Raw genomic sequence first — 13000 nt, forward strand, 5'->3', positions numbered from 1 at the left:
CGCACGGTCCGACAGGCCCGTCAGGGGTCGGGAGCGTGCGGCCCGACAGGCCCGTCCGGGGGCGGGCGCAGGGGTCGGCATGCCTGCCAGGGGGCGCCAGGGGCGGGAGCGCATGGGTCGACGGGTCCCTCAGGCGCGCGAGGGAGAAGCAGGCCCCTGCTGTCCGCCCTGCCCGCCGCCGCTTGTTCCTTGTTACGGCAACGATTACGGAGAGTAATCAGTTCCCTCGGAGTGTAGCGGAGGGGTGCGGCGGGTGCGGCGGGTGCGGCGGGGCGAGCCCCGGCCGCCCCGCCCGGCCGGCACGGCACCCTGCACTTCAACCGGCACGCCAACCTGCAGCCCGGCCGCGCCCCCGCGCGGCGCAAGGAGGCGCGGCGAGGCGGTCAGCCCGTGGTGTTGTCGGCCTCGTCTGCCGTGTTCTGGATGTCGGTGAGGACGCCGGCCGGGTTGCCCTGGGGGTCGACCGCGGCGCCCATCTTGGCTTTGACGGTCTTGGAGACCAGCGGCCAGGAGGTCTTGTTCGCCGGGTAGAACTCGGCGTTGCCGAGCTGCTTGAGGAAGCCGTGGAACTTGGCGTACTTGTCGTCGGCGAGCATGTCCTGCGTCGCGGAGGTGGTGACCGGCAGCAGGCCGTAGTCGCCGGAGAACTTCTCGACGTTCTGGTCGCTGTAGACGAAGTCGAGGAACTTGCCGGCCTCGGCGCGGTGGCCGTTCTGCTTGAACGCCATCATCCAGTCGGCGACGCCCATGGTGGTCTTGGCCTTGCCGTCGATGCCGGGCAGTTCGACGGTGCCGTAGTCGATGCCCTTGGCCGCGGCCTGCTTCATGAGGGTGGGGTGGCCGTTGAGCATGCCGACGTCGCCGTCGGCGAAGCTCTGGAAGGCGTCCGCGCGGTTGAGCTTGGCGGGGTCGGCGCCGGTCAGGCCCTTGCCGACGAGGTTGTCCTTCAGCCAGTCGAAGGTCTTGATGTTCTCCGGCGAATCGATGCGGTACTTGCCGATGCTGTCGGTGTAGCTGCCGCCGCCGCTGAGCATCCACATCAGCGTCTCGGCCTGGGTCTCCTCCGGGCCGAGCGGCAGCGCGTAGGGCATCTTGACGCCGCGTGCCTTGAGCAGCTGGGCGTCGTGGGCTATGTCGCTCCAGCTCTGCGGCGGGGCGGTGATGCCGGCCTGCGCGAACAGCTTCTTGTTGTAGAAGAGCCGCCGGGTGCTGGCGCCGAACGGCATGCCGTACTGGACCCGCTGGTACTCGCCGGCCTCCGCGAGGGACGGCTGGAAGTTGGCCTGGGTGGGGATGGAGAGCAGCTGGTCGGCGCTGTAGAGCTTGCCCTTGGCGGCGTAGTCGGCGTACGCGCCGATCTGGGCGAGGTCCGGGGCGTGGCCGTCCTTGACGAGGTCCTCGACCTTCTTGTCGACGTCCTTCCAGCTGTAGACCTGGACGTCGACCTTGATGCCGGGGTTCTTCTTCTCGAAGGCGCGGCTGAGCTCGTCCCAGTAGTGCTGGGAGCCGTTGGCCTCGCTGTCGCCGTAGTCCGCCGCGATCAGCTTGAGGGTGACGTCGCCGTCGCCCGATCCGCTGCCGCAGCCGGTCAGAGTCAGCGTCATGGAGGCCGCCATCGCCGTCGCCGCCATGCTCAAGTACCGCCGCTGCACCTCTGTTTACCGCCCTTTTCCCGTTCCCGAAACCATGTGCTTGCCGGGGATCCCTACGCCGTCTCGGGGATCGCCCTCGCCCGGCGTGAACAGCGAGTTTCCCGCGCGTTCTCCACAAGGTCTACACCACCGGTGGTTTCGCTTCGGTATCGGGCTCCCACACTTCCGGCGCGGGGATCGGCACACGGGGGCCGCCGGATCGACACGCCCGGCGGCGACGGCGGTCCGTCACCGTCAGCACCGGGACGGGCCCGGCGGTTGCTCCGTCCCGCGGTGCTCCGCGATCCACCCGGTGAGTGGACTAGACCTTTCAGGGCGGATCGCGCGAAACTGTTCCGGTGAGACACGTCATCGCCCTTGATGTGGGCGGCACCGGGATGAAGGCCGCCCTCGTGGGGGTGGACGCCGCGCCGTCCGACGGGACGCCGCCCGCCCTGCTGTACGAGGCGCGGCGCCCCACCGGCCGCGAGCGCGGTCCCGACGCGGTCGTCGAGGCCATCCTCGGCTTCGCCGCCGAGCTCCGCGACATCGGCACGGCGCGCTTCGGCACGACCGCCGAGGCGGCCGGCGTCGCCGTGCCCGGCATCGTCGACGAGCGCACCGGCACCGCCGTCTACGCCGCGAACCTCGGCTGGCGGGACGTGCCAATGCGGGCGCTGCTGTCCGAGCGGCTCGGCGGGGTGCCGGTCGCCCTCGGGCACGACGTCCGCACCGGTGGGCTGGCCGAGGGCCGGATCGGGGCCGGCCGGGGCGCGGACCGCTTCCTGTTCGTGCCGCTGGGCACCGGCATCGCGGGCGCCATCGGGATCGGTGGGCGGATCGAGGCCGGGGCGCACGGCAGCGCGGGCGAGATCGGCCACATCGTCGTACGGCCCGGGGGCCACGCCTGCGGCTGCGGGCAGCGCGGCTGTCTGGAGACGGTGGCCTCGGCCGCGGCGGTGGGCCGGGACTGGGCGGCGGCCTGCGGCGATCCGCGGGCCAGCGCGGCGGACGCGGCGAAGGCCGTGGAGTCCGGCGACGCGCGGGCCCGCGCGGTGTGGCAGGGCGCGGTGGACGCGCTGGCCGACGGTCTGCTCACCGGGCTCACGCTGCTCGACCCGCACACGCTGATCATCGGCGGCGGACTCGCCGAGGCGGGTGACACGCTCTTCGCGCCTCTGCGGGAAGCCGTCCGCCGGCGCGTTACGTTCCAGCGGCTCCCCTCGATCGTTCCGGCGGCCCTGGGGGACGCCGCCGGCTGCCTGGGCGCGGGGCTCCTCGCCTGGGATCTTCTCTCCACGGAGGTATCCGCCTGATGGCACAGCAACAGTCCGCGCAGCCGCCGTCGGATTCCCGGCGCACGGTGCTGGCCGGCGCCCGGATCGCCCGGCCGTCCGGCGTCGTCGGGAGCGGCCGGATCACCGTCGAGGGCGGCCGGATCACCGGCGTTCACAGCCGTGACCTGGAGCCGGCCGAGGGCGGGGACGCGGCGGGCGTGGTGGACCTCACGGGGCATCTGATCGTGCCCGGGTTCGTCGACATGCACGTGCACGGCGGGGGTGGCGGTTCGTTCTCGTCGGCCGACCCGGGCGAGTGCATGACGGTCGTCGAGACCCACCGCAGGCACGGCACGACCTCGATGGTCGCGTCGACGGTGACCGGTGAGCTCACCGAGCTGGCCCGGCAGGCGGCCGTGCTCGCCGAGCTGGTGCAGCAGGGCGAGTTGGCCGGTATCCATTTCGAGGGGCCGTTCATCTCCCCGCACCGCTGCGGTGCCCACCAGCCGGGGTTGCTGCGTGACCCGGATCCGGCGGACGTCCGCAAGCTGGTGGACGCCGCGCGCGGCACCGCGGTGATGATGACGGTGGCCCCGGAGCTGCCCGGGGGGCTCACGTCGGTACGGCTGCTGGCCGAGGCCGGGGTGATCGCCGCCATCGGGCACACGGATTCGTCGTACGACGCGACCCGGGAGGCCGTCGACGCGGGCGCCACGGTCGCCACTCACCTCTTCAACGCGATGCCGCCGCTGGGCCACCGGGCGCCGGGGCCGGTCGCCGCCCTGCTGGAGGACGAGCGGATCACCGTCGAGCTGATCAACGACGGTACGCATCTGCATCCGGCGGTGCTGCAGCTGGCGGTGCGTGAGGCGGGCGCGGGGCGGGTCGCGTTCATCACGGACGCGATGGGTGCGGCCGGTATGAGCGACGGGATGTATCCGCTCGGCCCGATGCGGGTCGAGGTCAGGGACGGTGTGGCGCGGATCAGCGACGGGCCGACGGCGGGTTCCATCGCGGGTTCCACGCTGACGCTGGACCGGGCTTTCCAGCGTGCGGTGACCGTGGACGGCCTGACGGTCGATCAGGCGGTGCAGGCGCTCTCGGCCAACCCGGCCCGGCTGCTGGGTATCGATGACCGGGTGGGCTCGCTGGAGGCCGGCAAGGACGCCGACCTGGTGGTACTGGACGCGGCGTGGGACGTGGTGGGTGTCATGCGTCGGGGCGAGTGGCTGGTGCGTCCCCCGGGGGTGTGACGGGTCGCGGCGGGGCCGGGCCGGCTACGCCGGCTGCCGCCCCTCCGGGTGGCCGGGGACCACCGGCCGGTCACCCCGGGTCTGGGCCAACTGCCATGGGCGATGGCATGATCGCTCGCGCACTTGTCCGTATGCCGCCGCGTGCGGTGGCCCGACCCACGGCCGCCCGGCCATGACTGCCCGGAGGGGCGACCATGATCCTCACGGTCACGCTGAACGCCGCCCTGGACATCACCTATCGCCTGCCCCGGCTCCGTCCGCACGGTACGAACCGGGTCACGGAGGTGTCCGAACGGCCCGGTGGCAAGGGCCTGAACGTGGCCCGTGTGCTGGCCTCGCTCGGTCACCGTACGGTGGCCACCGGCTTCGCGGGCGGTGGTACGGGGGAGGCGCTGCGCGCGCTGCTCGCGGACACCGATGTCACCGATGCGCTGGTGCCGGTGGGCGGCGCCACCCGCCGCACCGTCGCCGTCGTCGACGAGGCCGGCGGGGACACCACCCAGCTCAACGAGCCGGGGCCGACGGTCTCCCCCGCCGAGTGGGACGCCTTCCTGGGCACCTACCGCGAACTGCTGGACGGGGCGCGGGCGGTGGCGCTGTGCGGCAGCCTGCCGCCGGGGGTCCCGGTGGACGTCTACGCCCGGCTGACGCGTGCGGCGCGCACGGCGGGTGTCCCGGTCCTGCTCGACACGAGTGGTGAGCCGTTGCGCAGGGGTCTGGCGGCGCGTCCGGACCTGGCGAAGCCCAATGCGGACGAGCTCGCCGCGCTCACGGGCAGCACCGAGCCGCTGCGTGCGGCCCGGGACGCCCGCCGGCGTGGCGCGCATGCCGTCGCCGCCTCGCTGGGCCCGGACGGCATGCTCGCGGTCACCGCGGACGGGGTGTGGCAGGCCGCGCCGCCGCAGCGGATCGCGGGGAATCCGACCGGGGCCGGTGATTCGGCGGTGGCCGGTCTGTTGTCGGGCCTGGTGGAGGATCTGCCGTGGCCGGACCGCCTGTCCCGTGCGGTGGCCCTGTCGGCGGCGACGGTGCGGGCCCCGGCGGCGGGCGAGTTCGACGCGGCGACGTACGAAGAGCTGCTGGCGCGGGTGGTGGTGACGGATCATCCGTCGGCGGCGTGAGGCGGGCCTCTTCGCCGGAGGCGCGCGATCGCTGATGCGACTTCCCGTCAAGCACCTGGCTGATATGCGCCTTGGTATCACTTCTGCTGGCTGCTCAGCGTGGTCACACCTTGATCATATCTCTGAGGCAACAATGAAGACCACGAGGAAGCTTGCACGCCTCACGGCGACGGGAATGGTCACCTTCGGGATTGTGTCCGCCATGGGCGCCGCTGCGACGACGGCCGGTGCCGCCGCAGCGGACCGAGCCGGTGTGTGGGCGGTGGAGGGGCATTCGTTCACCATCCGGGCCGCCGCGAGCACGTCCTCGGCCAAGCTCACGACCATCGGCGATTCCCGCGCGAAGGTCGCCTGCACGCACACCCCGTGTGTGCGGAACGACAACGGCGGCTCCTACACCTGCTGGCACGGAGGGCCGTCGGACAACGACTGGCTCAAGGTGGTGTGGGGCAACAGGTCCGGGTGGGTCGCCGCCGCCTGCGTGGAGGGCGGCCGCATCTGATGACCGGGCGAAGGGCTCACCGGCCGTCCACGCCGGGATCGCCGCCCTCAGCCAAAAGGCCGCGGCCGGAGAGAAACTCCTCTCCGGCCGCGGCCGACAACGTCTCCAGGGCCGGGCGGCACGGGCCTTCCCGGCGGCATCGCCGCCGATGGCTCAGTGCCTGGTCAGCCAGATCTTGTCGAGGTTCACATCGCACTGGTTCCCGCTCTCGCAGGAGAGCTTGACAGTGTTGGTCCCCTTGTTGAGCTGGATGTACGACCAGGTCCTGGTCCAGCCCTTGTCCCAGGCTCCCTCCGGGGCGTGGGCGAAGTTCCCCATGTTGATCGGCCGGGATTCGGCCTTGCCGTTGATGTTCAGCGTGAGGTTGGCGTCCTTGCCGGGCACGCCGTAGCCGACCCAGAGCTTGTACCGGCCGGGGGCGTCGACGTCCATGGTCCAGGTGGCCGACGCACCGGGGGTGTTCATGCCCCCGACATACGTCCCGCCGGCCGAGCGGGCTCCGGGGACGTCCTTCGCCGTGGACGCCCCGCCGTCCAGTCGCAGGCTGCCCGCGTCCTGCTTGGGGAGCCGGCCGGGCTTGGGCTTCTGCGCCGGGCTCTCGCTGGGCTTGACCGAGTCGCCGGCGGAGGGGCCCTGCTTGCCCGCGGTGGCGCCGTCGTCGTTCTTGTTGTTGGTGAGCATGGCCACGCCGATGCCTATGCAGACCACCGCGACCACCGCGACGGCGCCGATCAGCAGGCCGTTGCGGCGGCGCGGCTCGGGGGCGCCGCCGTGGCCAGCTGCGGGGGTGGGCCGGGTGCGGTCGCCGCCGGGCAGGGTCTCGGGGGCGGCGTAGTGGGCGTTCTGCTGCCCGTAGGTCACCTGCTGCGACTGCTGGCCGTACTGGCGCTGGCCGACCGCGCGGACCTGGTTGTAGGAGGTGCGCGGAACTCCCGGCTGCCGGGTCGCGGTGCCGTCGCCCGCCGAGCCGCCCTGGCCGCCTTCCGAGCGGTAGAGGTAGCCGAACGGGTCGTCGTTCTCCGGCGTGTCCGCGCCGTTGTTGCCGGCCGTCATTCCGTGTCACTCCCAAGCGATCTGTGCGCGTCGTGTACGCGATCGGTACGCGTGCGCAGACATCTCGGCGTCTGCGCGAAAACTGTCTTACGGGCCCCCGGCGGCGCGCGCCGCATCGGCGCAGCCTACCCTCTCGCACCTGGCGCACACCGGCCCCGGCGGAGCACAAGATCGCTACGGAACGGTGAACTGCTGGTGCGGGGGCCGGCGGGCCCCGGATGTGAGATGCGCGGCACCGCGTCGGGCGCGCGCCGTCCGGTGCGGGGCCGGCTAGCCGGCGGCACGCCGGTTGGCCTTGGAGCGGGAGCGCTTCTCCACGTACATCCGCTGGTCGGCGGACTCCAGTACCTCTTCGGCGGTCATGCCGCAGCTGGCCCAGCCGATGCCGAAGCTGGCGCCCACCCGGACGGCGCGGCCCTCGACGCGGATCGGCGGGATGATCGCGTTGCGGAGGCGGACGGCGAGGTCCTGGGCGTCGGCGGTGCCGAGGCCGTCGGCGAGTACCACGAATTCGTCGCCGCCGAGCCGGGCGACGGTGTCGCCGTCGCGGACGCCGTTGGTCAGCCGGCGGGCGACCTCGATCAGTACGGCGTCGCCGGTGTTGTGCCCGAAGCGGTCGTTGATCGATTTGAAGCCGTCGAGGTCGCAGAAGAGCACGGCGAGGCCCTTGGAGCCGTCGTCGGCGGGGCCGTCGGCGGGGGCGACGAGGTGGACGTGGTGGTCGAAGGGGGCGGGGGCGTTGCCCTCGAAGCCGTCGACGCCCTCGAAGGGTTCCTTGCCGTTGGTGCGGAAGCCGTGCGGGTCGCTGGGGTGGCCGCCGGCCGAGGCGTAGGCGTCGGCCATCGATCCGGCGGGGCGGGAGCACAGCCGGGCGCCGAGGCGGGTGCGCAGTTCGGCGCTGTTGGGCAGTCCGGTCAGCGAGTCGTGGCTGGCGCGGTGCGCGAGCTGGAGTTCGTGCCGCTTGCGCTCCTCGATGTCCTCGACGTGGGTGAGGAGGTAGCGGGGGCCGTCGGCGGTGTCGGCGACGACGGAGTTGCGCAGCGAGACCCATACGTAGGTGCCGTCGCGGCGGGCGAGTCGCAGTTCGGCGCGGCCGCCCTCGGCGGAGGTGCGCAGCAGGGTGCCGATGTCCTCGGGGTGGACGAGGTCGGAGAAGGAGTAGCGGCGCAGTCCGGACGCGGTGCGGCCGAGGAGGCGGCACAGGGCGTCGTTGGTGCGGAGCAGGCGGCCGTGCTGGTCGCCGCCCATTTCGGCCACGGCCATGCCGCTGGGGGCGTATTCGAACGCCTGGCGGAAGCTTTCCTCGCTGGCGCGCAGGGCCTGCTGTTCGCGTTCCAGGCGGACCAGTGCGCGTTGCATGTTGGCGCGGAGGCGGGCGTTGCTGATGGCGATGGCGGACTGGAAGGCGTACATCTGGAGGGCTTCCTGCCCCCAGGGGCCGGGCCGGCGGCCGTTGCGGGGCCGGTCGACGGAGATCACTCCGAGGAGCTCGCCGCCGCCGTTGACGGCGGTGTACATGGGGGCGAAGAGCCGGTCCATGGGGTGCCACTCGTCGGGGAAGCGGGGGGCGGGGCCGGCGGTGTGCCACTGCGGGACGTCGTCGTCGTCGAGGACCCAGCCCTCGGTGTACGGGATGAAGCACAGGTCGCCCCAGCGTTCCCCCATGGACAGCCGGCGTTCCCAGGAGGAGCGCGAGCCGACCCGGCCGGCCATCAGGGCCTCGGCGCCCGCGCTGCCGGCGACGGCGGCGACGACGAGGTCGCCGTCGGGCCGGACGAGGTTGACCGCGGCCAGTTCATAGCCCAGGCCGTTGAGCGCCCCGTCGGCGACGGTCTGCAAGGTGTCCGCAAGGCTGCGTGCGGTGTTCAGCTCGGCGACCACTTGGTGCAGCTGCCGCAGGGTCGCAAGACGGACGTATGGCTCCGACTCGGTCTCCATCGCTCGCTCTCCCTGAGACCTCGACAGCAAACTCCACGATTCTTTGTCGTCCGATTCCACGCTCACTGAATCACAGTGAGCTGTTCACTCGGTACACAGGGTCAACAATTAGCGCCTGCTGTGACTCAAGTCACAGACGGTGAGCGAGCGTTGACGTCCCCCGACGCCCCCATTATTGGGGCGCACCTTCACTCTTTCCACACTTTCTGAACGCAAATTCCGGAGTTCGCGGACGTTTCCGGGACCTCGGTCGCCAGACCTAGGGCATGCGTGGTCCCAGGGCCCGATGCGAGTCGTCCGGCGAGGAAGTTAGCGTTCGTGGCGTGTTCACGAAAACCCCTGCCGACGCGACGGCCCTCGGGTCCGCCGTTCCCGCCGCACCCACCATTGCCCTGGCCTCCGTGCCGGGGGGCGTACCGATCCCGCATGCTGTGGGGGTGAGTGACGACGAGTTCCGCGCCGCCCTGTCCCGCCTCGCCGCCGGCGTGGTGCTGATCACCGCCCACGACCCGGACGACGGGCCGCGCGGCGAGGACGTCGGCATGACCGCCACGGCGTTCCTGTCCGTCTCCCTCGATCCGCCGCTCGTGATGGTGAGCGTTCGCAACGACTCGCGGATGGACGACCTGCTGGAGCTGCAGCCGCTGTGGGCGGTGTCGGTGCTGTCGGGGCATCAGCGTCAGACCGCCGGACGATTCGCGATGAAGGGCCGCATCAGCGACCGACTGCTCTTCGAGGACATTCCGCACGTACGGGGCGAAGCGTCCGGGGCTCCGCTCATCGGGGGCGCGCTGGCGACGCTGGAGTGCCGCACCGAACAGCGGGTGGAGGCCGGCGACCACACGCTCGTCATCGGGCGGGTCCTCGCGACCTCGGTCCCGAACGAGGACGACGGGCCGCTGATGTACTTCCGGGGGAAGTACCGGCAGTTGGGGTGAGCACCCGGCGGGCGGCGCCGGGGTCAGGTCCAGTCGCGGCCCGAGCGGCCGCGCTTGGTGTCGCCGCGCTGCTTCTTCTCGCGCAGCCGCCGCTCGTTGATGCCCCGTGGGATGCGCGACTTGCGGCGCGGCTTGGGCGGCGGCGCGCTCGCCTCGGCCAGCAGCGCGGCCATCCGTACGGCCGCGGTCTCGCGGTTGCGCCACTGGGAGCGGTGGTCGGAGGCCCGCACCGCCAGCACGCCGTCGGTCAGCCGGCCGGCGAGCCGCTCCAGGGCGCGCTCCTTCCACACCTGCGGCAGCGCCTCGGTCTTGGCGAGGTCGAAGCGCAGTTCGACGGAGGTGTCGCTGGTGTTGACGTGCTGGCCGCCCGGCCCCGAGGAACGCGAGAAACGCCAGACGAGCTCGGTCTCCGGGAGGGCGACCGAACCGCGGATGACATAGGGCCCGGACATGCGTCCTATGATCCCCCGGACCTGGGCACCCGTCACCCTCTTTTCACGGCCCCGGGCGCGGCGCCGCGGCAGGATTCCTCCGCGGATCCGGCGTCCGGCATCAGGGTTCGGCAAAGAAAGTAAAGGGAGCTGGAACCTCGCGGTCCCCTGCCGGCGTTGTGGTGGGTGACGGTAGCTTCGTGCGCGGTGCTTCAGACGGCGTACGGAGCCCGACGACTCGACGCGTTGACTAGGAAAGGGACATCCCCATGGCTGTAAGCCTGTCCAAGGGCGGCAACGTCTCGCTCACCAAGGAGGCACCGGGCCTGACCGCCGTCACGGTCGGCCTCGGCTGGGACGTCCGCACCACCACCGGCACGGACTTCGACCTCGACGCGAGCGCGATCGCGGTCAACCCGAGCGGCAAGGTCTACTCGGACCAGCACTTCGTCTTCTTCAACAACAAGGCCACGCCGGACCAGTCGATCGTGCACACGGGTGACAACGTGACCGGTCAGGGCGAGGGCGACGACGAGCAGATCAACGTCAACCTGGCGGCGCTGCCCGCCGACGTCGACAAGATCGTCTTCCCGGTCTCCATCTACGACGCCGAGAGCCGCAGCCAGAACTTCGGCCAGGTGCGCAACGCCTTCATCCGCATCGTCAACCAGGCCGGCGGCGCGGAGATCGCCCGCTACGACCTCAGCGAGGACGCGGCGACCGAGACCGCCATGGTCTTCGGTGAGCTGTACCGCAACGGCGCGGAGTGGAAGTTCCGCGCGGTGGGCCAGGGTTACGCGTCGGGCCTGGTCGGCATCGCGAAGGACTTCGGCGTCAACGTCTGAGTCCGTCCGGCGCGGATGCGCCACGGTCCGTGCGGGCGACGCCGCCCGAGTCACCGACCCGTTTGTGGGGCCGGTCCCGTAAGGGGCCGGCCCTCGGTGTTTTCCGGGCGCCGCCGGCCGTCAGGCGACGGCGCTCTCCGTCGGCGTTCCGGGCGGGGCGGCCAGCGTCGCCACCTCGTCCAGCGACAGGCCGAGCGCGCCGGCCAGCGCGGCGACCGTGAAGAACGCCGGTGTCGGCGCCCGCCCGGTCTCGATCTTCCGCAGGGTCTCGGCGGACAGTCCCGCCGCCGCCGCGACGTCGACCATGCTCCGCTCGCCGCGCGCCGTACGCAGCAGCGCGCCGAGCCGCTCACCGCGTTCGCGTTCCCAGGGGGTCAGTGGAGTACGCACCATGCCCGTGATACTAATACCGGTAAACAAATACCGGTATTCAAATAACGGTCCTCGGGGCCGGACCGGCGCTCAGGGAGGGATCCTCATGGTGGAACTCAAGACGGCCGCGGCAGTGGACGCGATGCGCGAGTCCGGGCGGGTGGTCGCGGACGCGCTGGCCGCCGTACGCGCCGCGGCCGCGCCGGGGATGCGGCTGCTGGAGCTCGACGAGGTGGCCCGCGCGGTGCTGCGCGACGCCGGCGCCGACTCCCCGTTCCTCGGCTACCGGCCGTCCTTCGCCCCCACCCCGTTCCCCGCCGTGCTCTGCGTCTCCGTCAACGACGCGATCGTGCACGGCGTCCCGGACGCGTCCCGGCTGTGCGACGGCGACCTGGTGAGCATCGACTGCGGCGCCGTGGTGGACGGCTGGGCCGGGGACGCGGCCCTCAGCTTCACGGTCGGCACCGCGCGCCCCGAGGACCAGCGCCTGATGGACACCACCCGGCAGGCGCTGGCGGCCGGCATCGCGGCGGCCGTGCCGGGCGCCCGGATGGGCGACGTCTCGCACGCGATCGGCAGCGTCGGCCGCGCCGCCGGCTACGGCATTCCCGAGGACTTCGGCGGACACGGCATCGGCCGGCGGATGCACGAGGACCCGCCGGTGCCCAACGACGGACGCCCGGGGCGCGGCTACCCGCTGCGCCCCGGCCTGGTCATCGCCATCGAGCCGATGTTCCTGGCCGGCGGCTCGAACAAGTACGCCGAGGACGACGACGGCTGGACCCTGCGCACGGTGGACGGCAGCCGCGCCGCCCACTTCGAGCACACGGTGGCGGTCACCGAGGACGGGCCGCGGGTGCTGACGCTGCCGTGACGGGCCGCGCCCGCACCGCGGCGGTCGCGGCCGCCCGCCCGTCACCCCGGCCACCCGTCGGCTACTTGTCGAGCGCCCGCGCGCCGGCCTCGGCGAACTGCTCGTCGAGGGCACCGCTCGGGGCGCCCGCGACACCGATACCGGCGATCGGCGCGCCCCCGTCCCGGACCGGGGCGCCGCCCGCCAGGAAGAGCGTGCCGGGGATGTCCTTGAGCGTGGGGGCCTGGCCGAGCCGTCCGACCAGCTCCGACGTGGGGGCGTTCCAGGACACCGCGGTGTACGCCTTCCGTACGGCCGACTCGTAGGACTGCGGGCCGGCGCCGTCCCCGCGCAGCTGGACGAGCACGCTGCCGTTGCGGTCCACGACGGCGACCGAGACCTGCCGGTCGGCCTTCTCCGCGGCGTCCAGGGCGGCCTGCGCGGCCCGGGTGGCGGCGGCGAGGGTGAGGTGGGTGGTGGTACGGGTGAGGCCCTTGCCGACGGAGGGGGCGGAGGGGGCGGCGGCCCGAGCTGCCGGGGCGGCGGGGGCGGCGGCCGCGGAGACGGCGCCGAAGGTGCCCGCGCCGAGCAGGGCGACGGCGGCCGCCGTTCCGGCGAGGATCCGGCCGCGGCGGGAGGTGGCCGGGCGGGCGGCCGGGGTCGAGGACCGGTGGGAGGACGGGCGCGAGGTCGGGTTCATGGCGGCGCTCCTGGGGCGGTGGCTGACTGGAGTCCCATCGTCGGAGCGGCGAGGGGCCGGGCGGATCGGCGTACCGGCCGGGATCG

General features: G+C 72.6%; 13 protein-coding genes. 7 read left to right on the forward strand and 6 right to left on the reverse strand.

Annotation, left to right across the window (positions count from 1 at the left end):
• Positions 1-383: 383 nt before the first annotated feature.
• Positions 384-1604, reverse strand: coding sequence for an extracellular solute-binding protein (locus tag SL103_RS32290; protein WP_099055603.1), 1221 nt, complete (start codon positions 1602-1604; stop codon positions 384-386).
• Between the two features lie 425 nt (positions 1605-2029).
• On the opposite strand from SL103_RS32290, the gene SL103_RS32295 reads away from it, so the two are divergent.
• The 4 genes from SL103_RS32295 to SL103_RS32310 all read left to right on the forward strand — a co-directional run bounded on the left by SL103_RS32295 (position 2030) and on the right by SL103_RS32310 (position 5784).
• The gene (locus SL103_RS32295) at positions 2030-2947 is read left to right on the forward strand and encodes an ROK family protein (protein WP_244304254.1); all 918 of its coding nucleotides are present in this window, start codon (positions 2030-2032) and stop codon (positions 2945-2947) included.
• Entirely contained in the window at positions 2947-4161 is a 1215-nt protein-coding gene (gene nagA / locus SL103_RS32300; RefSeq protein WP_069572496.1) for an N-acetylglucosamine-6-phosphate deacetylase, read from the forward strand. The genes SL103_RS32295 and nagA overlap by 1 nt, the downstream gene beginning before the upstream one ends.
• A gap of 194 nt (positions 4162-4355) precedes the next feature.
• Positions 4356-5282, forward strand: coding sequence for a 1-phosphofructokinase family hexose kinase (locus SL103_RS32305; RefSeq protein ID WP_069572497.1), 927 nt, complete (start codon positions 4356-4358; stop codon positions 5280-5282).
• 202 nt (positions 5283-5484) lie between these two features.
• Positions 5485-5784: a hypothetical protein gene (locus tag SL103_RS32310; RefSeq protein ID WP_164492920.1), complete on the forward strand. Its 300-nt coding sequence runs from the start codon at positions 5485-5487 to the stop codon at positions 5782-5784.
• A 153-nt stretch (positions 5785-5937) separates the two neighbouring features.
• On the opposite strand, the gene SL103_RS32315 is transcribed toward SL103_RS32310, so the two are convergent.
• Positions 5938-6837, reverse strand: a complete 900-nt coding sequence (locus SL103_RS32315; RefSeq protein ID WP_069572499.1) for a carbohydrate-binding protein — start codon at positions 6835-6837, stop codon at positions 5938-5940.
• A gap of 270 nt (positions 6838-7107) precedes the next feature.
• Positions 7108-8775 (reverse strand): diguanylate cyclase CdgB, encoded by a 1668-nt coding sequence (gene cdgB / locus SL103_RS32320; RefSeq protein WP_069572500.1) that lies wholly within the window; start codon positions 8773-8775, stop codon positions 7108-7110.
• A 266-nt stretch (positions 8776-9041) separates the two neighbouring features.
• On the opposite strand from cdgB, the gene SL103_RS32325 reads away from it, so the two are divergent.
• Positions 9042-9713, forward strand: a complete 672-nt coding sequence (locus tag SL103_RS32325) for a flavin reductase family protein (protein ID WP_079146095.1) — start codon at positions 9042-9044, stop codon at positions 9711-9713.
• 23 nt (positions 9714-9736) lie between these two features.
• Here SL103_RS32325 and arfB read toward each other — a convergent pair whose 3' ends face one another.
• Positions 9737-10165, reverse strand: coding sequence for an alternative ribosome rescue aminoacyl-tRNA hydrolase ArfB (gene arfB / locus SL103_RS32330; RefSeq protein ID WP_069572501.1), 429 nt, complete (start codon positions 10163-10165; stop codon positions 9737-9739).
• A 248-nt stretch (positions 10166-10413) separates the two neighbouring features.
• On the opposite strand from arfB, the gene SL103_RS32335 reads away from it, so the two are divergent.
• The gene (locus SL103_RS32335) at positions 10414-10989 is read left to right on the forward strand and encodes a TerD family protein (protein ID WP_069572502.1); all 576 of its coding nucleotides are present in this window, start codon (positions 10414-10416) and stop codon (positions 10987-10989) included.
• 120 nt (positions 10990-11109) lie between these two features.
• Here SL103_RS32335 and SL103_RS32340 read toward each other — a convergent pair whose 3' ends face one another.
• Positions 11110-11382: a helix-turn-helix domain-containing protein gene (locus SL103_RS32340; RefSeq protein ID WP_069572503.1), complete on the reverse strand. Its 273-nt coding sequence runs from the start codon at positions 11380-11382 to the stop codon at positions 11110-11112.
• Between the two features lie 85 nt (positions 11383-11467).
• Between SL103_RS32340 and map the strand changes: the two genes are divergently transcribed.
• Positions 11468-12235, forward strand: coding sequence for a type I methionyl aminopeptidase (map, locus tag SL103_RS32345; RefSeq protein WP_069572504.1), 768 nt, complete (start codon positions 11468-11470; stop codon positions 12233-12235).
• Positions 12236-12296: 61 nt separating this feature from the next.
• Here the strand turns inward: map and SL103_RS32350 are convergent, their stop codons facing one another.
• Entirely contained in the window at positions 12297-12914 is a 618-nt protein-coding gene (locus tag SL103_RS32350) for a GlcG/HbpS family heme-binding protein (protein ID WP_079146096.1), read from the reverse strand.
• Positions 12915-13000 lie beyond the last annotated feature (86 nt).

Source organism: Streptomyces lydicus (genome assembly GCF_001729485.1).
Lineage (GTDB): Bacteria > Actinomycetota > Actinomycetes > Streptomycetales > Streptomycetaceae > Streptomyces > Streptomyces lydicus_D.